Genomic DNA, 19,208 nt, shown 5'->3' with positions numbered 1-19,208 from the left:
TTTAAACCCTGACCTCGCCTCTAATTTTTTGCCGACACGGTAGCCCGCTACGGTAATTGTTAGCCATGAGCCAGAGAATATTAACAAAAACAAGACAGATATCAGCGGCTCTATCCACGTTGGCCATGGATTGTCGCCAAAGACATATAACCAGAGTATTCCGAGGACAGTACCCATTATTATCCAAGTACCCAGTAGAGAGACAGAGAAGCCAGGTAATAGGAACAATAATGAGTAGATATAGCGCTGTTTCATCTAAAAGGTTTTGGGAGCCTCAGGTGAGGGTGGTGAGGGCGATCGCCAATTGGTCGATGTCTGCGGGGGTGGTGAAGTAGTGTGTACAGGCGCGGATACAGTCCGGGAAGCGGATCGTCCGGAGACAAAACCCCTGGGCTTCGAGGGCTTTGACAATATCACTGTGGCTTTGGGCGGTATCGACTTGAAAGGAGACTAACCCCGAAGTGGGGGGGGTGGTTTTGAGACATTGCACCTGGGGGATCGCGTTGAGTTTTTCCCAACAGTAGGCACTGCGATCGCAGATTTGTTGATAACGGCTGGCCATATCACCCCATTGTTGATGTAAGCGGATCGCCTCCATTAAGCCAACGTAGAGAGGATAAGCGGAAGTTGCGACTTCATAACGGCGGGCATCCTGGGCAAGGGCCACTTCAGTCGTTGAATCCCACTGGGTTACCCCCCGCCAGCCAATAAAGGTCGGTCGATGCTGGGCGATCGCCTCGGTGGAAATATAAAGTCCGCCGACCCCAGCCGGGCCGCACCACCATTTATGACCCGTAAAGGCATAGAAATCGACCCCCAACCCTGGTAAATCGAGGGGTAGCATCCCGAAGGATTGGGCCGCATCCACCAGCACCAGGGTATTTTGGCCATGGCAGAGGGTACAAATTTCCTTTAAAGGCAATATCTGGCCTGTATTCCAAAAAAGATGGCTAATCACCAAGAGGCGAGTTTGGGGGGTTAAATGTTGGGCGATCGTCGCTGTAGGATCACCCCCATTGAGAGTGTCAAAGAGGGGACAAATGCGAATCTTCACGTCGAAGCGGGCCGCAATCTCCTGGACAATGCCAACAATGCCTGGATGTTCACAATCACCGAGGAGGATTTCGTCCCCCGCTTGCCAGTCGATCCCCCAGAGGGCGATGTTACAGCCAGCAGTTACATTTTCGGTGAGGGCAATATTTTGGGGTTGAGCTTGGAGTTCAGCGGCGATCGCCCCCCGCAATTTTTGAATAATGCCCGTTTCCCATTGACCCTGGGCGAGGGAAAAAGGCCCTTGGCGATCGCCCTGGTGATAACTGTCTAGGATGGCATTAAGGCTCGACTGGGGTAACGGCCCCTGGCCACCGTAGTTAAAGTAAGTTTTGTGGGCGAGGGCAGGAAACTGTTGGCGATGTTGGTGCAGATCGGGCATGGGAGAATGAATGAAATTATGGGGGTAAAAATGAACAGGGTTATTGCTGGGGCGAAAACTGACGGGTATTGGGATCGTAGCGCCAGGGAATATTATCGGGATCTTTAGCCTGACTCCATTCAGCAAAATTATCACGGCCCCGGCGTTTGCGGAGGGTGCTGGGATGTACGGAAAAACGTTTCGCGAGTTCCGTTTGAATCATCGGTGCTGGCGGTGATTTTGGAGTTAAGGGTGGTGGCGTGGGTTCCTGGAGGTCTGGCTCTGGGATTTCGGGATCACTGCCATTGAACATACTGCCCAGGGCACCGCTGGTCAAAAAGTAATAAACAATGCCTGTTTTTTGATAAACAACAGCCTGGGCGGCGTACTCCTTTGCTTTGCGTTCGAGAAACCAACGGACATCATTCCCCGATAAGCCCGTAGCAAGGGTTAAGTCGGCTACGGTAATTTTTCCTTGGTTTACTTCGATCAGGCGACGGAAATCGGGGGTGAGGGTGATTGAGAGTTGCTGCCAGCGGTACTGTTGCCAGAGATACCAGGCCACCACACAGGCGATCGCCACCACACAGATCGTCCAAACACTGAAAAATACAGTCATTAACAGGGTGCAGGGAATGATCAGGATCAAGGGGCTTTTCGCATCTTTCTCCATTGGTTTTGTCAGGCAATGCTGGTGAGAAGGGTCTACTTGCTAAGTTTAAACGGGGTTGCCTAAACGGGGCTGCTCGATACAGACAATGTGAGGCGCTGGAACATGGTCTGGCGTGCTTGGCGGGCCAGTTGATCATCGAGGGGATCAAGGTGAATTTCGGTGTTGTACTTCCGTTCCAGGGCTTTTTCGAGGAGCCAATCGGCTAGGAACGGATTTTTCGGTAGCAGTGGCCCGTGGGCATAGGTGGCGATCGCCTTTTGGTAGAATGCCCCTTCCCAACCATCTTCGCCGTTGTTACCGTAGCCCTTGAGAACTTTGCCTAGGGGTTGCACCTCTCCTAAGTAGGTACGCCCACCGTGGTTTTCAAAGCCGATGGCAATGGGGCGATCGCCGAGTTTGGCCTTTAATTCTGTGGCGAGGGGTTCAGCGGTGATTTCAAAGGCGACATTCCCGATGCAACGTTTTGCCCCAAAGCCTGGATGTTTGCTGACAAGATCTAAAATGCCGAGACCTTCAATGCGTTGGCCGAGGGCGGGTTCATAATATTTACCGAGCAATTGTGGTGAGCCGCAGGTGAAGACCCCTGGCACTTGATCTTCGATGAGGGCTTTTAATTGTTCGGCCTTGGCCCCCTGGAGATCCCGCATGACAATCTCCTGCTGGCGGTCTTGGGCGCCGCCGCCCACAATCAGATCGACCTCTTCCCAAACGTTTAGGGGCGCTTCTTTATCGAGGGGGATCACTTCAACGGTAATCTGTCGCCATTGGGCCCGTTTTTCTAGGCAAATCACATTGCCGCGATCGCCATAGGTGCCCATGAGGGTGGGGTAGAGCCAGCCGAGCTTGAGGTGCATCGTCATTGAGCCATTCACCGAAAAAAAGAATGCCCCTTATCTTAACCCCTGGGGGTCAACTCCGAAAAAGGCGAGTGTATTGGGTTTCGTGATTCATACTCGCCAAACTTAAACCCCAGGTACAGGCATAAAGATCCATCTCTTTTTGCGTTACTACAGTCTCTACTGTCTCAATAATTAGGGGTTGTAACTGGTAGATGATCCGTTGGCCTTGGGTTTGTCCGAGGGGAATCAACTTCACCCCCGCACTCACCAAGTTACTCAGCCAGCTATGAAGATAACCTAAAACGGCCTGGTGCGACTCAATGTCCCAGAGGGCGATCGCTATCCCAAAGGCGATCGCATAATGGCAGCTTTTGCCGATCTGCTCCCGGCAAGCCCCTAGCTGCGGTCGTTTGTTTTCGTCTAAATCTCCCAACAGTTTCAATAAACTATTGCCCATCTGGATACTTTGTTGCCGGAGTTCCCGCGTCTCCCGGGTGCCGTTGAGCCAGGTATTCCAATATTGGAGCTGATTAAAATCCCCGGAGGCGATCGCCTGTACAATCCTCAGCACAATGCTCACTTCAGCGCGGATCGAACCATAGCGCAGGTGCAACCCCAACCAATCCTGAAAGCTTTCTACCTCAGAACATCCAGCCGACTCTACCAAATATTCCAAACCCTCCGAATAGTTATAGGCTCCAAGGGGAAAGTTTGAATTAATCAGTTGCCAGAGAATGAGTTGTTGCACCAGTGACCTCGGATGGACTAGAGAAAATCACGCTTAAGGTAGGGCCGCAGCACCTCTGGCACAGCTACCGTTCCGTTCGGCTGTTGATAATTTTCGAGGATTGCCGCCATGGTGCGACCGATCGCCAACCCAGAACCATTGAGGGTATGGACAAACTGGGTGCCTTTTTTTCCTGCTTCTTTAAAGCGAATCCCCGCCCGTCGCGCTTGGAAATCATAAAAATTAGAACAACTAGAAATTTCCCGGTAGGTGTCTGCGGAGGGGAGCCACACTTCCAGGTCATAGCATTTCCCGGCGCTGAAACCCAAGTCACCACTACAGAGTTCGAGAACGCGATAGGGCAACTTGAGGGCTTGGAGAATCGCCTCGGCATTAGCAACGAGTTTTTCGTGTTCTGCCGCCGAGGTTTCAGGATGGACAAATTTTACAAGTTCGACTTTATTAAACTGATGCAGCCGAATTAGCCCACGGGTGTCTTTGCCATAACTACCTGCTTCCCGCCGAAAACAAGGGGTGTAGGCACAATGGTAAATGGGCAAATTTTCCGCTTCGAGGATTTCATAACGGTAGAGATTTGTGACGGGCACTTCAGCAGTGGGAGTTAGCCAGAGATCATCGTCGGCACAGCGGAAACTTTCCTCGGCAAATTTTGGCAGTTGTCCTGTTCCAGTAAGGGAATCACTATTGATCAACACCGGGGGCATTACTTCCACATAGCCTGCCGCAATTTGCTGATCCAACATGAAGTTGATCAAAGCTCGTTCTAGGGCTGCTCCCGCACCGACGAGGCTCACAAAGCGACTTTGGGCGACCTTTACTGACCGGGCAAATTCGAGAATACCGAGCTGTTCACCAATTTCCCAGTGGGGCAAGATGTTCTCATTGGTGGGCTTATGTGCTTCTCCCCAGCGGCGCACTTCGACATTTTCAGTTTCATTGGTGCCCACGGGGGTGCTTTGATCCGGCAGATTCGGCAGCGCTAACAGCAGATTGTAAATTTGGGCTTTGAGTTCTTTTTCCTGGGGTTCGAGGTCGGCGAGCTTTTGTTTGATTTCATTCCCCTCCGCTTTGAGGGTGGCAATTTCTTCGCCTTTGGGATCGGCACCGCCTTTAATCTTTTGGCCGATGAGTTTACCGATCTCATTGCTGCGGGCCTGGAGTTGGCTGCGATCGCCTTCGAGGGTGCGTTGTTGAATATCTAGATCAAGAATCGGTTGAATAGCGTATTCTCCCGCTTTACGGGCATCGAGGCGTTCTTGGACAAGGGTTGGATTTTCGCGGAGGAGTTTAATGTCTAGCACGGACTTTGCTTTGCTGCGGTTGAATCACCCAACATTATTCATGATGGGCTAGTAATAATCAATCGAATCCTGCTTGGTACTGTCTCTAGGGACACCCCTCTAACTCCCCTAACGGAAAGTCACCCTCTGCCTACGGCACCTCCCTCTAGGGAGGATTTTTAGAACTTTCCAGTGCACCGGCCAATTGTCCCCTCCTGGGAGGGGCTACGGGTGGGTTATCAGTAACTGACTGAGAACACAACACCCTCCGGTCTTCGACCACCTCCCTCAAGGGAGGATTTGGGCAGGGGGATTGCGACATTTTGCGGAGAAAGCACACCTCTTTGGTATGATGCTGGGATTCTAAACATTTCTACATATAGAAGCGAACAACTCATGGCACCAGATTTCCCATGGTTGACGGCAATCATTGCCCTGCCAGCTCTTTCGACCCTATTGATCCCGTTGCTTCCTGATAAAGAAGGAAAAACTGTACGTTGGTACGCCCTAATCGTCGGTTTAGTCGATTTTGCGCTGATGTGCTTTGCTTTTTGGCAACATTTTGACCCCCAGGCGACTGAGTTTCAATTGGCAGAGAGTTATCGTTGGCTGCCGTCCTTGGGAATTCAGTGGAGTGTGGCGGTGGATGGAATTTCCGCGCCCCTTGTTCTCCTCGCTGGTTTTGTGACGACCCTCGCGATGTTTTCGGCCTGGCAAGTTAATCAACGCCCCCGGCTTTTTTATGCCTTGATGCTGCTGCTCTATTCGGCGCAGATTGGAGTATTTGTCGCCAAGGATTTATTTTTATTCTTCCTAATGTGGGAGATCGAACTGATCCCTGTGTATCTCCTCGTTTGTATTTGGGGTGGGAAACGTCGTCGTTATGCAGCGATGAAGTTTCTCCTCTACACAGCCGCAGCTTCTATTTTCATTCTCGTTGCGGCCCTGGCCCTGAGCTTGAATCTTCCCGGTGGCCCGAACTTTGATCTAGGGGCGATCGCCCAACAGGATTATCCTCTGGGATTACAAATGTGGCTCTATGCTGGGCTGTTAGTTTCCTTTGGCGTGAAGTTAGCGATTTTTCCTCTCCACACCTGGTTGCCCGATGCCCATGGCGAAGCTTCCTCTCCCGTTTCCATGCTCCTGGCTGGCGTCCTGCTGAAAATGGGGGGCTACGGTCTCATGCGCTTCAATATGGAACTGCTACCCGACGCCCACGTGCGGTTTGCGCCCCTGTTGGTGATTTTGGGGGTGGTCAATATTGTTTATGGTGCGTTTAGTTCCTTTGGCCAGACCAACATGAAACGCCGCCTCGCCTACTCCTCTGTGTCCCACATGGGATTTGTCCTGATTGGCATTGCCTCCTTTACGGATCTAGGGATCAATGGGGCGATGCTGCAAATGCTCTCCCACGGTCTGATTGCGTCGGTGCTCTTTTTCCTCGCGGGAGTCACCTATGATCGCACGAAGACGATGGTCCTCGCGGAAGTGGGGGGCCTTGGTCAGGTTATGCCCAAGGTTTTTGCGATGTTTACGGTGGGGGCTTTGGCTTCCCTGGCACTACCGGGCATGAGTGGTTTTGTGGGGGAACTCTCGGTATTTGTGGGCCTCGCCAGCAGCGATACCTATAGCGCAACCTTCCGTACAATTACGGTTTTCCTTGCCGCCGTCGGCGTAATCCTCACGCCCATTTATCTGCTCTCGATGCTCCGGGAAATGTTCTACACCCGCGAGATGGATCTCAGTTGCGATCTTGGTCAACCGACCAATGTGGCGATCGCCGGGAATGCCCCCGTGTGTTTTGGGAATGACTGCGTATTACCGAGCAATGCCATTTATGAAGATGCGCGGCCCCGGGAAATCTTTATCGCCACTTGTTTTACCGTTTTGATTATCGGCGTGGGACTCTATCCGAAACTGCTGATGCAAATGTACGATGCGAAAACCCAAACCCTCAATACCAGTGTGCGTCAGGCCCAGGCGATCGCCAAGCAACCCAGTGAGCCCATCGCCGCTTTACAGGCCCCAGAATTGACCATGCCTCACTAGCTTGTTTGATGTTTTCAATACAGTGACATCCCCAGTCCCCGATCCGTCGGGGATTTTTTTGTACTTGCACCCCGTGGCGCAAAAAAATAGAAGCGCTTCCCAAGGGAAACACTTCTAAATGTTCTATTTATCTAGTTGCCCAAGGGTGGGCCGAGAAATTCTAGTAGAGTTCTTCCTCTTTGTTAGTTTCGATGGTGACATCAGATTGAGGATAAGCAATACAGGTCAGAACGTAACCCGCTTCAATTTGATCATCATCGAGGAAGGACTGTTCGGATTGGTCAACAGTACCGGAAACGATCTTACCAGCACAGGTGGAGCAAGCACCGGCACGGCAGGATGCAGGAAGGTCATAACCAGCATCACCGGCGGAGTCTAGAATGTATTCATCATCGGGAGCGTCGTAGGATACTTCGCCGTCGGGAGTGATGAGTGTAACCTTATATGTAGCCATTAGTGTTTCCTCTGGTGTAACAGGGTGTTTACAAGGATTTCATCCGGCCATTCAAGAGTGTGCCTGGGCCTAAGCTTTGGGCAACCCACTAAATGCCTTCTGAAATTGATGGATCATTTTCTGATGATAAAGGAAAACAAAAGAGAACGAATGTCGCATTAGGAATGAAGTTAGCCCACACACTTTATATAAGACTGACTTATGTTTTTTGGAGCAACAAAATTAGGGCAATAGAAGAATCCCTATAGCTTGCAAATCCGAGTGCTTCAGCGACCTAAGTCATGGAATGTGGTTATCGCCCCTTGTCATCTTCCTTTAAAACTGCATCAGGAATACTTATGCGATCGCCGCTGGATCGCCCAATTAGTAGAGATCTTCTTCTTTGTGAGTCTCGATCACACAGTTAGATGTGGGGTAAGCGATGCAAGTGAGCACATAGCCCGCGGCCACCTGTTCAGGGCTGAGGAAATTTTGATCACTCTGGTCAACGGTGCCTGAAATCAGTTTCCCGGCACAACTAGAACAAGCCCCGGCTCGGCAGGAATAGGGAATATCGATCCCTTGGTTTTCGGCTTCGTCGAGGATATACATATCATCGGGAACGCTGACGGTATATTCACCTTCGGGGGTTTTCAGAGTAACTTCGTAACTTGCCATTGCGGTAATGTAATTTTGCAACTAGGGTTTTCAGTTTCCATTAAACCCGTTTGGGGGCTCCGGGAAAATACCTGCCCCAGCAAGCACACAGCAGTTTGAGGAAAAAGCGTTAGGCGATGGCAAAATTTCGAGTGGGCATTGTCGGTACTGGTTACGCAGCTAAACGGCGGGCAGAGGCCTTTTTACGGGATGGACGGGCGGAACTAATGGCCGTGGCAGGAAAATGGCAGCAAGCACGGGAGCAGTTCGCTAGTAACTATGATTTAGCGGCGATCGCCTCCTGGGAAAACCTCATCCAGCGGGACGATCTCGATTTAATCGTCGTGTGTACGGTCAACCGACGTCATGGGGCAGTGGTGCGGGCGGCCCTCGAAGCGGGGAAACACGTAGTAGTGGAATATCCTTTGTCCTTGGATCCCACCGAAGCTGCTGAATTGATTCAACTGGCCGAGGCGAAAAAACGACTCCTCCATGTGGAGCATATTGAACTGTTGGGGGGACTGCACCAAACGATTCGGCAGACCTTACCGGAACTGGGCGCGATCACCTATGGCCATTACATTACCCTTGCTCCCAAAGCGAAAACCCTACCCCACTGGACATACCATTACGAAGATTATGGTTTTCCCTTTGTGGCGGCCCTGTCGCGGGTGAACCGATTGCTGGATCTCTTTGGTACGGTCGAAACAGTCACCGGGGCGGCCCAATTTCTCCCAGCAGAGTTGCCCGGCTACTACCAAAATTGCCTCTGTACGGCGCAACTAAAATTTCAAAGTGGTGTGATTGCCCACCTCACCTACGGTAAAGGAGTCTTGATCCCCAAAGGCGATCGCCGTTTTAGTCTCTATGGCGAAAAAGGCACTTTGGAATTTAACGGCAACCAAGGCACCCTAAGTCAAGGCGATCAACAGACAAACCTCGATGCGGGCAGTCGGCGCGGCGTTTTCTTGCAGGATACGGTGGCGGTGCTGGATCATTTAACCGCAGGCAAGCCCCTCTATATTCAGCCAGAACAAAGTTTATACGCTCTCCAGGTGGCCGCCCAAATCCAACGGGCTGCCCTGGGCCAAACCTAAATATTTCCCCGACTTCGCCGCTCTCGGCCCATGCCGCTCGATAAAATAGAGTCACGATTTACCTTGGGAAAATTATGGTTGCGTTGTTCTCTGCCCAACACAGGACAAAATTTTGGGGGCCAGTTCTGCTGCTGACTTTGATGCTGCTGAGTAGTTGTGGTGGTGGTGAAAATTCCCCAGAAGAGGCCGTGGTCCCTGAGTCTCAACCCCTGCCCACGGAAGAAATCCCCGTAGAAAATGCGCCCCAAGTTCCTAACGCGAAAAATAACAATAGCCCCCCCAAAGATAATCTGGTGGTGCAGGGGGAGCCGATCCAAAATGCGCCCGCCGACAGTGCCGCCCCCAAGATCACCAATAAAACGACCCTAGAGGCCGGGGCCTATTGCTACCGCACCGAAGCGGAAACCATCCAGGCGATCGCCGAACTACTCGTAGAACCCACAAACGATGTCAGTGGCACTATCGAAGCAACGATTACCAACGATGAAGCAGGCTATTACACTTCCTACAATCAAAGAATTGCCGGGGTCTTGGACACAGAAACCCTAAGCGTCGCCGTTGTCACCAACATTGAAAACGATGTGCAAAACTCCCAGGAAACCTGGACGTTGAATCGCAATGTGTTTAGCAATGGCCGGGATATGAACCTAAAGCGGGTGAGTTGCGAAGAAATTATCGCCCTGAAAGCTAACCGCAAAAATAATCCCTAGTGACTGTGGTCATGGCTGGGTTCTGCCATCGGTGCAGCGGTGGGCATTGTTGAGTTTTCGCTCGGTAAACTGTGCTGGTGGGGCTCGTTGAGGGTCATATTTTGCCGCCCAAAGGAATAAAGCCCCATGGAAACGGCCCCCACACTCAAGGCTCCCATGGAAACCAGGCCACAGGAAATCACCCCCATCGCCACAACTCCTAGGGAAATAATGCCGTGGGTGGCGACCCCAATCGCAACGATCCCGTGGGCAGAGATACCAATCGCAATGGTGCCGTGGGCGGAGATGCCAATGGAAAGAAATTTGGTTTTCGAGAGGGGCGAGGGTTTGGTGATTTTGGTTTCTGGGTGAAAAGTCGTCATCGGTACTGCACAAAATAATTTTTAAAAAAGAGGATTTAAAATCTAAGAAGTTACCGCCCAATATAACGAAGCTAAGGCGATCGCCACCGTTGCCCCCACCAAAGTATTGAGAATGTTCACCACCTCATTGGTAAGAACCGCAAATTTTTCTTGAACCGTTGCGCCGATTACGCTTTCGATATTCGTTGCCACAAAAGCCGCCACCACACACCAAAAGATTCCCAGCAGATCGATCAGACCAACGCCATACCCCACCAAGGCGATCGCCACCGAAGCCACCACCCCAGCTAGGGTTCCTTCTAAACTCACAGCTCCCTCCGTGCCCCTGGGGACAGCTTGGAAAGTGGTAATCAAAAAAGTGCGTTTCCCATAGGCTTTCCCCACCTCGCTAGCGCTTGTATCCGAGAGCTTCGTGCAAAAACTGGCCACATAACCGAGCAACAGTAAGGGTTTGATATTTTCTGGGACAATTAAAGTCCCCAGAGCGCAAAGGGTGCCAATTAAGGCCGACCCCCAAACATTTTCTGGCCCCCGCAACCCGCCCCGACCTTCGGCAATCCCAGCAGCTTCTTTGATATTTTTGCCAATTTTCGTGACACCGACCCCAACGAAAAAATAAAACAGCACCACCCCATAGCCCTGCCAACCGAGACAACCCCACACCAGTACTCCCAACAGCCAAGCGTGGAGATAACCCCAGGGGGTTAGTAACTTTTTCGGCACTAAAAAGGCGATCAAAATCAAGATCGAATTTAAGACGATCGCCACGAGCCAGTTATTTGTCAGAAGATCCATCACGAAAACCAAACTTACTTTTCAATATCTTATTGAATCGCTTTCTCGGTTGACCTTCTAGCTGAGGGGAGAGTCTATGATGAGAGTAAATTGTATTTGCGGTGTCAGTAATGGTAAAGAAATCTTGGTTTGCTGTCGGGGCGATCGCCTTTTTACTCGGAGTTGGGGGAATTGCGGCTTTTAGTCAATCCCAGGCCCAGGGGGATCAGCTCCGCCTCGTTGAAAATCAAACCCCAGTGCCCAGCCAGGCGATCGCCGCAGAGGTTTACCGGACGCCCACCTGCGGTTGTTGTGGTGCCTGGGTTGACCATGCTGAAGCCAATGGTTTCACCTTTACAGACAATATTCAGCCGGATATCACCGCCATCAAAGAACAATTTGGCATCACCCCAGAACTTGCGTCTTGTCACACCACCATTGCCAATGGTTACGTGTTTGAAGGTCATATTCCCGCCGCCGATATTCAACGGTTTTTAGCCAATCCTCCCGCCGATGTCGTCGGTTTGACCGTGCCAGGAATGCCCATCGGCTCTCCGGGGATGGAAGCGGGCGATCGCCAACAGCCCTACCAAGTTTTGGCACTCCATGAAGATGGCACGACTTCTGTCTTTCAGGAATATCCAGGTAATTAAGGGTTACAGACAATGGGCATTAAGCGGCGTGAGTTTCTCGGTTTAACGGCCTTGGGCGCAACGGGAGCATTGCTTTGGCAGGGGCGCAATCTCCTCCGAAGCCGAAACTCTAGTCCTTTAGCCGCCCCCATACCAGAGATTTATCGTAGTGAAGGGGGTTCCCTGGAAATTAACCTCGAAGCCCGCTATGAAGATGTAATCCTTGGGGGAGAACCCACGCGCAACATGATGACCTACAACGGTCAAATCCCTGGCCCCCGCTTGGAAGTTCGACCGGGCGATCGCCTAATTATTCACTTTAAAAATAGCCTCGATCAACCGACAAATCTACACTTCCACGGACTGCATCTTTCCCCAGAGGGCAACCAGGATAATGTATTCCTCCACATCGAACCAGGGGAAACTTTTCACTACGAACTGGAAATTCATCCCCAACAGCGGGCTGGCACTTACTGGTACCACCCCCACCACCATGGTTTTGTCGCCGAACAGTTATTTCAGGGGTTAGCTGGGCTGATCGTTGTGCGGGGGGACTTGGATGAACTGCCAGAAATCCGTGCCGCCCAAGAGGAATTTTTTGTTCTCCAGGATTTTAACCGTGATCGCCCACCCCAAGGAATGATGGGCTCCCACATGAATTTGATGGCGGGTCGAGAAGGGAATCTAATTACGGTCAATGGTCTTTTTCACCCAGAAATCGCCGTGACCAAAGACCTGGTGCGGCTGCGGTTACTGAATGCGTCCCCCTCGCGGTTCTATCGTCTCCAACTCTATGGCCAAAAGTTAATGCAAATTGCCGGAGATGATGGTGCTTTTTCTCAACCCCTGGAGCGGGATGAATTACTTTTAACCCCAGGTCAACGGGCGGAGGTGCTCATCAAAACCCAGGATCTACCGAAAACGCCGATCCATTTACTCAACCTTCCTTATCAACGCGCCCAGATAGGGATAATGGGACAGCAATACAACAATGCCACCGTGGCGATCGCCGATTTTACCCCCAGTGCTCCAACCTTCGCCCCGGTGCAAATTCCCGCCCAATTAATTCCCGTTGAACCTTTACCGGAGCCGAGCCGAACCCGTCGTTTTACCCTGAACCATGGCATGGTACCAGGACAGGGAATGGCTTTTTTGATCAATGGGGAAGCCTACCGGGATCAACCCCAAACCACCGTCCGCTTGAACGATGTGGAGGATTGGGAAATTGTGAATACGGGCACAATGGATCACCCCTTCCATGTCCATGTGAATGGTTTTCAGGTGGTGAGCCGCAACGGTGTACCGGAAGAAAATATTGCCTGGGCAGATACGGTACTGGTGCGGGTCGGGGAAACGGTCAAAATCAGAATCGCTTTCCGGGATTTTGCAGGGAAGACGGTCTACCATTGTCACATTCTCGACCATGAAGACCTTGGCATGATGGGCCAACTGGAAATTCTACCCGCTTCATAAAACGTGAAATTGCGGCCTTGACTCTCCAGTGCACTAGAGCTTTTATCCTGGAGCCAGCACTTGAATCATCGAGGAAAGTTCGCCATGGAAACCCGCCAGTTTCAGATCAAGGGGATGGGCTGCGCTGCCTGTGCCACCACCATCGAAACCGCCCTCCAGAACACCGCCGGGGTACAGGTTGCCCAAGTGAATTTTGCCGCCGAGCAACTGCGGGTGGAATTTGACGGCAGCCAACTCAATGGCGAAACCCTCCAGCAGGTGGTCAGTGATGCTGGTTATGAAGCAATTCCCCTAATGGCAGGCGATCGCCAAAGTCAGTTAGACCAACAGGAACGGGAACAGGCGCGGCAACTGCGCCAACTCAGCCGTAAGGTTTGGCTGGCGGGAGCCTTAAGTGCGGTGCTGGTAATCGGCAGTCTACCGATGATGCTGGGGGTCAATATTCCGGGGATCGCCCATTGGTGGCACAATCCTTGGTTGCAGTGGGCCTTAACGACGCCGATTATGGTTTGGCCAGGCCAGGGCTTTTTTACGGGGGCGTGGAAAAGTCTTAAAAATCGCACCGCTGACATGAATACCCTGGTGGCTCTGGGGACGGGTGTAGCCTATGGCTATTCGGTGCTGGCGACGGTGTTTGCGGCCCAATTCCAGACTTGGGGTTTGACGGGGGATGTGTATTTTGAAAGTGCGGCGGTCATTATTACCTTGATCCTCTTGGGGCGCTTTTTAGAGCGGCGGGCGAGGGGGAAAACGGCGGTGGCAATTCGTGAACTTATGGGCCTCCAGGTGAAAACGGCGCGGGTACTGCGGGACGAAACTACCGTTGATATTCCCGTAGAAGAGGTGCAGGTGGGCGATCGCCTTTTGATCCGGCCTGGGGAAAAAATTCCCGTCGATGGCGAAATTTTAGAAGGGAATTCCACCTTGGATGAAGCTTTGGTGACGGGGGAATCTTTACCCGTGGAAAAAACCGTTGGCGATCGCGTGATCGGTTCAACCTTGAATAAAACAGGCCGTTTGATCCTGAAGGCGACCCATGTGGGGGAAGATACGGTTTTGGCGCAGATTATTCGCCTCGTCCAGGAAGCCCAGGGCAGTAAAGCGCCGATCCAAAAGTTAGCGGATCAAGTGACCGCTTGGTTTGTGCCCGCTGTGCTGGTGATTGCGCTGGTTACTTTTAGTCTTTGGGCGATCGCCGGTAATCTTTCGCTGGCGATCACGACTTTAGTGAGCGTTTTGATTATTGCTTGCCCCTGCGCCCTGGGGTTAGCGACGCCCACCTCGATCATGGTCGGTACGGGGGTTGGTGCCCAGCACGGCATTTTGATTAAAGATGCCCAGAGCCTCGAACTCGCCGCCCACCTCAGCACCATTGTCCTCGATAAAACGGGCACCCTTACCCAGGGGAAACCCAGCGTTACCAACTGCCAAAGTTTGATTGACGAAGCGCAACTGTGGTCTTGGGTCGCCAGCGTAGAACAATCTTCGGAACATCCTTTAGGAGAAGCAATCTTTCAGCATGCCCAAGGCAAAAATGTGCCCCTCATTCCCCTGGAAAACTTCCAATCCCAAACGGGGCAAGGGGTACAGGCAACGATCGAGCAGCAGCAGATTCAAATTGGTACGGCCCAGTGGTTGACGGATCTCGGCATTGATCCGGAGCCGCTCACATCCCAGGCAACGACTTGGCAAAATGAAGGGAAAACGGTGATTTGGGTCGCCATTGACCAGCACCTCGCGGGCATTATTGCCCTGGCTGACCAGCTTAAACCCACTAGCCCCAACGTCGTGAAGCAGTTACAAAAACTGGGTCTGAAGGTTGTGCTCCTCACCGGAGATAATCCCCGCACCGCCGAGGCGATCGCCAAACAGGTGGGCATTGATCAGGTGCAAGCAGAGGTGCGCCCCGACCAAAAGGCTGCTGTGGTGCAACAATTCCAAAATCAGCGGGAAATCGTCGCCATGGTGGGGGATGGCATTAATGACGCTCCAGCCCTGGCCCAGGCGGATTTAGGGATTGCCATCGGCACGGGTACTGATGTGGCGATCGCCGCCAGTGATCTCACCCTCATTTCTGGGGATTTAGCAGGGATTTTAACGGCGATTAAACTGAGCCGCGCCACCCTCCGCAATATCAAACAAAATCTCTTTTTCGCCTTCTTCTACAATGTCGCCAGCATTCCCATTGCTGCGGGGATTCTCAGTGCTTGGGGGATTTTCCTGAACCCGATGATCGCCGGGGCAGCCATGGCCTTTAGTTCTGTTTCGGTGGTGACGAATGCTCTACGTTTGAAAAAAGTTAGTCAACGGCTTTAAAGCTTGCTTGATGGCTCAAAGGGATTGATGATTGTCAGTTGATTATCAACGACCAAACCATGATGCATATCTTCGGAATAAAGAAGCTCGACATTTACCTTTAAAGCACTAGCAATAATTAGACTGTCCCAATAGGAAAAGTAATATTTTTCTCTCAAGTGGCTCGCTTCAAGAAACACATCATAGTCAATCTGAATAATTTGATAATGCTTGTATAGAGAATCGGTAAATCTTCTGATATCTACTTCCTTAAAATTTGCTTTTTTAATTAAGTTTGCAGAAACTTCATTGACGACCTGAGTGCTGATGAAAATATTTTCAAATTCTGTTACTTTTGTCGCAATTTTCTTTTTTCTTGCGAAGTCTTCAGGATCATCCTTGATATTTTTTAGCACCCGATAAAGAAAGATATTCGTATCAACAAAGAGATTCTGAGACATGTCTACAACTTCATTTCTTATTAGCGATTATAGATTTCTTCACGATTCAAGAATCCATTTACTTCAATGGGGCTTTCTGTAAGCACTTCTAAGATGTCTTTTTCTTGAGGAGAAGAGGTGATTTTCTCCAGTTGATTTTTAGCCTTGAAAGCATCAACAATGACTTGGAGTTGATTAATTTGTTCAATCGTCAATCCAGTAAGATCAAGTTGTGTAAGCATATTTTTGAGTTACCTGAATTATACAATGGTTCTATTAAAGGATATTTTTTAGTAGTGGCTCGTCAAAGTCATCGGGAACAATAAATTCTCCTTCACACAGTCCAAAAGGACGTAATTTTTTTGACTGGTCAATATTTGATTTCTTTTGTTTTTCTTCGAGTAAGATTTCCAGAATTTTATGGACTAAATAATCTGGCATTTTTTCGATTTCTTGGATCAGTTGTTCTCTTTCTGTCATGGGTCGATGCTCGTGGTTCTGATTTATTTTGGTGGGTTATCGATCGCCCAGGGGCCAACTATATTTTCGCCATTTTTTTCTTTTTCGGCCAGGGCAAGGTTCAAGTCTAAAAGTTTTTCGAGAATGTCGTCGTCTTTTTTGAAGCCGTAGGCTTTGAGCACAAGGGCATCGAGCTTTTTGTGGAGTTTATGGAGTTGGCTGGCGGGTTCGTCGAAAAAGGCGTTGTAAAGTTTGGTGATCCCCCATTGTTTGGCTTCCATTTGGGCGGTGCGATATTCGTGGAGGTCGATCATCCCTTGGCGGATCTGTTGGGTGAGTTTTGCGATCGCCGTCTGGGGAAAGGGAAAAGTTTCAAAACAGGTATTGTGGGTGTAGCGGGTATCACCTTTTAGGGTTGAGCTTTGGGCTTTGACCCATTGGCGATGAACATCTGATGTCAAAATTCCCAACACATAAAAATCATCCGAAGCCACAACAGTTGTTGAGTCAGCAGGAAGCCAATCTAATTTACAAGGAATAAAAATAAACCATTTAGAATGTCTAGGAACTGCAAAGTAAAGAGCTAGTAACTCGATTGCTTGACGCATTGCAGGCCTAGCTCTTGGAAATAACCACCAGTATTCCCTAGTTTTTTGATCTCTGTTATTTTCACGCTGAGGCTTAACAAAAAAATTAACATGATCAAAAGGCTCTTTGTATGTAGATGCGTCTTCTAAAGAAAAATCATTAAAATCAATAATCCATCGACTGGGTTCACCATTTTTATTGCTGGCTAAATCTGAAGCTGATACAAATAGTTTCAAGACTTGATTGTTTTTTGTATTTTTCTGGATCCAATTTTCTACTTTTTTCTCAGAAATCAGAAAGTCTTTTCCCGTGGGTTGCACACCTTTGAAAGATTGATTCAGATTAACTTTTAGCTTAACGGCATTGGAAACATCCGTTTCAGACTTTAAAGATGAATTTATATTTTTGACAATTTCATGATCTAAGACATATTCTGGAGGCTTTAAATATTGCCAATTAACCAAGCTAACGTGGACATTCGCTTGTCCAGACCAAACCTGTGTAGAGATTGCATCGTGAATAATTCCGCCGTTATTGACAATATATTCTAAGCTTGCCCTTCTGCTAAAGCCTTGACTAATTGAATTTGTCCCAACTAAACCAGCTCGACCAGTTTTATTAAGATTTTCGTGTGCTAGACGAAACCAATAAACGCAAAAGTCTACTTTGTCCTTAACATCAGAAAACTTTTCAAAAATTCGTTCAACATATTTATCCCCAAGCTCTAAACGTACTCTTGAGCCACCAAGAAAAGGCGGATTGCCGATAATCGCGTCAGCCTTTGGCCAGTCATTAAATAGCGCATCTTGGCAGACAATATTTTGATCCAAAGAATCCAACGGCAAAGCAGGCTCAGTTAACCCAAACTTATCAATCGCAATCTTCCGGGCGATCATCATCGTCACCCGCGCCAACTGCACCGCAAACGGATTCGTATCCATCCCAAAAAACTGCAACGGCGTCACAATCCCGATTTCTTCCTGCTGTAAAACTTCCCCCTGGAACCGTTTGCGCCGCTCATAGATTTTGTTGAGCAAAACCCGTTCCAGCCGCTTCAACTCCTGATAAGCCACATAAAGGAAATTTCCCGAACCGCACGCCGGATCCAATACCCGATATTCCCGTAATTCCTGCTTCAGCTTTTCGAGATCTTCGTAGGTCGTCGCCTCGTCGATTTTCCCTTCCCAATAGTCGGCGATCGTCGGGCGCACAATCTGCCGGATATCCTTCTCAGAAGTGTAATGAATTCCCCTGGCATGGCGCTCATCCGCATCAATGGCACTCTCAAAAATATTTCCAAAAATCGACGGTCGGATATTCGCCCAATTATCCCGCGCACACACATCGAGAATTTCTAGCTCGTTCTTTTCTAAGGGAATCGGCTGAATTTCCCCAAACAAACCCCCATTAAAATAATCCACCCCCTTGTAACGACCCTGGGGCACGATCCCCGGCAAGTTCATCGCCCGAAACAAACCACTAAAGGCATCATAGGCATTATCCCGCCCCGCTAAACAGTCCTGCACCAACCCCACAAACAGATCCCGTGGCAGGAGATTCCGGTCTTCGGCAAACATCGCTAGCACACATTGCAGGGTAAACCGTTGCAGTTGCGCTTCTGTGAAATAAACAAACTTTTCCCTTTCGCCCCGCGATCGCACCAGCCGATAAAATTCCCCCATGCGCTTGGCCGTGCGTTCCGTCACCTCGACCTGATTGTTCCGAAAGATCGGCTCCCGACCACCGATCTCCATAAACGAAAATGTCCCTACCCGGTTCGGGAGATCTTCTAGCTTGACCCGGTCTACAGGCTCATCGACCTGGTTGTTAAAGTCATAGACCCAAAACTCATCAAAATTACAGAGAATCGAATAGCGTGGTTTCGGGGTGAGCCGCAGCCAATATTTTTCGAGCTGAGAATAATGCAGCGCCAGATCTGTCCCGCGCTTTTTCATCTCCACCACGACCCCCTTTACCCCAGGGGCGGGCGACCAGACCAAATCCGCAAAACCTGTTTTATCTTTCTTGCTCGCTTTTTTGACCCGCTCCTCAAACTCGGCCCCAACTTCCTTGATCCCAGCATGGCCAAAGGCTTGGAAAAATCGCGTTAAAAATGTCTGTGCCTCTGACTTCTCATCCCCTTGGATGTAGGCATTACAGTAATCCACAAACGCCTGGAGAGAATCACGGGTTACTGCCATCGGTCACTCAGCCCACAAGAAAAAACAATAATTTCTCCATAGTATCGCCCAACCCCAACACCATCCACCCAAAAACCACCGACAGAA

19 protein-coding genes are annotated in these 19,208 nt (G+C 50.1%); 6 read left to right on the top strand and 13 right to left on the bottom strand.

Annotated features, from left to right (window positions below):
* Nucleotides 1-274: 274 nt before the first annotated feature.
* The 5 genes from AACQ84_RS11725 to serS all read right to left on the bottom strand — a co-directional run bounded on the left by AACQ84_RS11725 (nucleotide 275) and on the right by serS (nucleotide 4,972).
* Nucleotides 275-1,432 (bottom strand): aminotransferase class V-fold PLP-dependent enzyme, encoded by a 1,158-nt coding sequence (locus tag AACQ84_RS11725; protein ID WP_012307928.1) that lies wholly within the window; start codon nucleotides 1,430-1,432, stop codon nucleotides 275-277.
* 40 nt (nucleotides 1,433-1,472) lie between these two features.
* A complete protein-coding gene (locus AACQ84_RS11720; protein ID WP_234992831.1) occupies nucleotides 1,473-2,030 on the bottom strand; it encodes a hypothetical protein in 558 nt (185 codons plus the stop codon).
* A gap of 113 nt (nucleotides 2,031-2,143) precedes the next feature.
* The gene (locus tag AACQ84_RS11715) at nucleotides 2,144-2,938 is read right to left on the bottom strand and encodes a type 1 glutamine amidotransferase (protein ID WP_012307926.1); all 795 of its coding nucleotides are present in this window, start codon (nucleotides 2,936-2,938) and stop codon (nucleotides 2,144-2,146) included.
* Nucleotides 2,939-2,993: 55 nt separating this feature from the next.
* Nucleotides 2,994-3,674, bottom strand: a complete 681-nt coding sequence (locus tag AACQ84_RS11710) for an urease accessory protein UreF (protein WP_254903502.1) — start codon at nucleotides 3,672-3,674, stop codon at nucleotides 2,994-2,996.
* 14 nt (nucleotides 3,675-3,688) lie between these two features.
* The gene (serS, locus tag AACQ84_RS11705) at nucleotides 3,689-4,972 is read right to left on the bottom strand and encodes a serine--tRNA ligase (RefSeq protein WP_012307924.1); all 1,284 of its coding nucleotides are present in this window, start codon (nucleotides 4,970-4,972) and stop codon (nucleotides 3,689-3,691) included.
* Nucleotides 4,973-5,347: 375 nt separating this feature from the next.
* Here serS and AACQ84_RS11700 point away from each other — a divergent pair, with 375 nt between their 5' ends.
* A complete protein-coding gene (locus AACQ84_RS11700; protein WP_012307923.1) occupies nucleotides 5,348-7,000 on the top strand; it encodes an NAD(P)H-quinone oxidoreductase subunit 4 in 1,653 nt (550 codons plus the stop codon).
* A 160-nt stretch (nucleotides 7,001-7,160) separates the two neighbouring features.
* On the opposite strand, the gene petF1 is transcribed toward AACQ84_RS11700, so the two are convergent.
* Nucleotides 7,161-7,454 (bottom strand): ferredoxin PetF1, encoded by a 294-nt coding sequence (petF1, locus tag AACQ84_RS11695; protein WP_012307922.1) that lies wholly within the window; start codon nucleotides 7,452-7,454, stop codon nucleotides 7,161-7,163.
* A gap of 363 nt (nucleotides 7,455-7,817) precedes the next feature.
* Nucleotides 7,818-8,111, bottom strand: a complete 294-nt coding sequence (locus AACQ84_RS11690) for a ferredoxin (RefSeq protein WP_012307921.1) — start codon at nucleotides 8,109-8,111, stop codon at nucleotides 7,818-7,820.
* A gap of 116 nt (nucleotides 8,112-8,227) precedes the next feature.
* On the opposite strand from AACQ84_RS11690, the gene AACQ84_RS11685 reads away from it, so the two are divergent.
* Both AACQ84_RS11685 and AACQ84_RS11680 read left to right on the top strand, forming a co-directional pair.
* The gene (locus AACQ84_RS11685; protein ID WP_041443610.1) at nucleotides 8,228-9,187 is read left to right on the top strand and encodes a Gfo/Idh/MocA family protein; all 960 of its coding nucleotides are present in this window, start codon (nucleotides 8,228-8,230) and stop codon (nucleotides 9,185-9,187) included.
* 74 nt (nucleotides 9,188-9,261) lie between these two features.
* Entirely contained in the window at nucleotides 9,262-9,897 is a 636-nt protein-coding gene (locus tag AACQ84_RS11680; RefSeq protein WP_041443608.1) for a hypothetical protein, read from the top strand.
* Here the strand turns inward: AACQ84_RS11680 and AACQ84_RS11675 are convergent.
* Complete coding sequence (locus AACQ84_RS11675) at nucleotides 9,894-10,259, bottom strand: hypothetical protein (protein WP_012307918.1); 366 nt, start codon at nucleotides 10,257-10,259, stop codon at nucleotides 9,894-9,896. The genes AACQ84_RS11680 and AACQ84_RS11675 overlap by 4 nt on opposite strands.
* Nucleotides 10,260-10,301: 42 nt before the next feature.
* Nucleotides 10,302-11,054, bottom strand: coding sequence for a TIGR00297 family protein (locus AACQ84_RS11670; protein ID WP_041443607.1), 753 nt, complete (start codon nucleotides 11,052-11,054; stop codon nucleotides 10,302-10,304).
* A gap of 110 nt (nucleotides 11,055-11,164) precedes the next feature.
* Here AACQ84_RS11670 and AACQ84_RS11665 point away from each other — a divergent pair, with 110 nt between their 5' ends.
* The 3 genes from AACQ84_RS11665 to AACQ84_RS11655 all read left to right on the top strand — a co-directional run bounded on the left by AACQ84_RS11665 (nucleotide 11,165) and on the right by AACQ84_RS11655 (nucleotide 15,454).
* Nucleotides 11,165-11,686 (top strand): DUF411 domain-containing protein, encoded by a 522-nt coding sequence (locus AACQ84_RS11665; RefSeq protein ID WP_083764467.1) that lies wholly within the window; start codon nucleotides 11,165-11,167, stop codon nucleotides 11,684-11,686.
* Nucleotides 11,687-11,698: 12 nt separating this feature from the next.
* Nucleotides 11,699-13,138 (top strand): multicopper oxidase family protein, encoded by a 1,440-nt coding sequence (locus tag AACQ84_RS11660; protein ID WP_012307915.1) that lies wholly within the window; start codon nucleotides 11,699-11,701, stop codon nucleotides 13,136-13,138.
* Between the two features lie 84 nt (nucleotides 13,139-13,222).
* On the top strand, nucleotides 13,223-15,454 hold the full coding sequence (locus AACQ84_RS11655; protein ID WP_012307914.1) for a heavy metal translocating P-type ATPase: 2,232 nt from the start codon (nucleotides 13,223-13,225) through the stop codon (nucleotides 15,452-15,454).
* On the opposite strand, the gene AACQ84_RS11650 is transcribed toward AACQ84_RS11655, so the two are convergent.
* From AACQ84_RS11650 to AACQ84_RS11635, 4 genes are read right to left on the bottom strand one after another with little or no spacing between them, the layout of a single operon-like run.
* The gene (locus tag AACQ84_RS11650; RefSeq protein WP_012307913.1) at nucleotides 15,451-15,894 is read right to left on the bottom strand and encodes a PIN domain-containing protein; all 444 of its coding nucleotides are present in this window, start codon (nucleotides 15,892-15,894) and stop codon (nucleotides 15,451-15,453) included. The genes AACQ84_RS11655 and AACQ84_RS11650 overlap by 4 nt on opposite strands.
* 20 nt (nucleotides 15,895-15,914) lie before the next feature.
* On the bottom strand, nucleotides 15,915-16,115 hold the full coding sequence (locus AACQ84_RS11645; RefSeq protein ID WP_012307912.1) for a hypothetical protein: 201 nt from the start codon (nucleotides 16,113-16,115) through the stop codon (nucleotides 15,915-15,917).
* A gap of 34 nt (nucleotides 16,116-16,149) precedes the next feature.
* Nucleotides 16,150-16,353 carry a DUF2281 domain-containing protein gene (locus AACQ84_RS11640; protein ID WP_012307911.1) on the bottom strand — a complete coding sequence of 68 codons (204 nt, stop codon included), beginning with the start codon at nucleotides 16,351-16,353 and terminating at the stop codon, nucleotides 16,150-16,152.
* Nucleotides 16,354-16,376: 23 nt separating this feature from the next.
* Nucleotides 16,377-19,121, bottom strand: coding sequence for a DNA methyltransferase (locus AACQ84_RS11635; RefSeq protein ID WP_012307910.1), 2,745 nt, complete (start codon nucleotides 19,119-19,121; stop codon nucleotides 16,377-16,379).
* Nucleotides 19,122-19,208: the final 87 nt, after the last annotated feature.

It is taken from the genome of Picosynechococcus sp. PCC 7002 (assembly GCF_963860125.1).
Lineage (GTDB): Bacteria > Cyanobacteriota > Cyanobacteriia > Cyanobacteriales > MRBY01 > MRBY01.
Note: the sequence above shows the minus strand (reverse complement) of the source record. Positions and strands in the feature narration are given on the sequence as shown.

Coding starts and splice junctions, on each gene's coding strand:
- AACQ84_RS11725 (WP_012307928.1), bottom strand. CDS start 1,432: ATGCCCGATCTGCACCAACATCGCCAACAGTTTCCTGCCCTCGCCCAC.
- AACQ84_RS11720 (WP_234992831.1), bottom strand. CDS start 2,030: ATGACTGTATTTTTCAGTGTTTGGACGATCTGTGTGGTGGCGATCGCC.
- AACQ84_RS11715 (WP_012307926.1), bottom strand. CDS start 2,938: ATGCACCTCAAGCTCGGCTGGCTCTACCCCACCCTCATGGGCACCTAT.
- AACQ84_RS11700 (WP_012307923.1), top strand. CDS start 5,348: ATGGCACCAGATTTCCCATGGTTGACGGCAATCATTGCCCTGCCAGCT.
- petF1 (WP_012307922.1), bottom strand. CDS start 7,454: ATGGCTACATATAAGGTTACACTCATCACTCCCGACGGCGAAGTATCC.
- AACQ84_RS11690 (WP_012307921.1), bottom strand. CDS start 8,111: ATGGCAAGTTACGAAGTTACTCTGAAAACCCCCGAAGGTGAATATACC.
- AACQ84_RS11685 (WP_041443610.1), top strand. CDS start 8,228: ATGGCAAAATTTCGAGTGGGCATTGTCGGTACTGGTTACGCAGCTAAA.
- AACQ84_RS11680 (WP_041443608.1), top strand. CDS start 9,262: ATGGTTGCGTTGTTCTCTGCCCAACACAGGACAAAATTTTGGGGGCCA.
- AACQ84_RS11675 (WP_012307918.1), bottom strand. CDS start 10,259: ATGACGACTTTTCACCCAGAAACCAAAATCACCAAACCCTCGCCCCTC.
- AACQ84_RS11670 (WP_041443607.1), bottom strand. CDS start 11,054: ATGGATCTTCTGACAAATAACTGGCTCGTGGCGATCGTCTTAAATTCG.
- AACQ84_RS11665 (WP_083764467.1), top strand. CDS start 11,165: ATGGTAAAGAAATCTTGGTTTGCTGTCGGGGCGATCGCCTTTTTACTC.
- AACQ84_RS11660 (WP_012307915.1), top strand. CDS start 11,699: ATGGGCATTAAGCGGCGTGAGTTTCTCGGTTTAACGGCCTTGGGCGCA.
- AACQ84_RS11655 (WP_012307914.1), top strand. CDS start 13,223: ATGGAAACCCGCCAGTTTCAGATCAAGGGGATGGGCTGCGCTGCCTGT.
- AACQ84_RS11650 (WP_012307913.1), bottom strand. CDS start 15,894: ATGTCTCAGAATCTCTTTGTTGATACGAATATCTTTCTTTATCGGGTG.
- AACQ84_RS11645 (WP_012307912.1), bottom strand. CDS start 16,115: ATGCTTACACAACTTGATCTTACTGGATTGACGATTGAACAAATTAAT.
- AACQ84_RS11640 (WP_012307911.1), bottom strand. CDS start 16,353: ATGACAGAAAGAGAACAACTGATCCAAGAAATCGAAAAAATGCCAGAT.
- AACQ84_RS11635 (WP_012307910.1), bottom strand. CDS start 19,121: ATGGCAGTAACCCGTGATTCTCTCCAGGCGTTTGTGGATTACTGTAAT.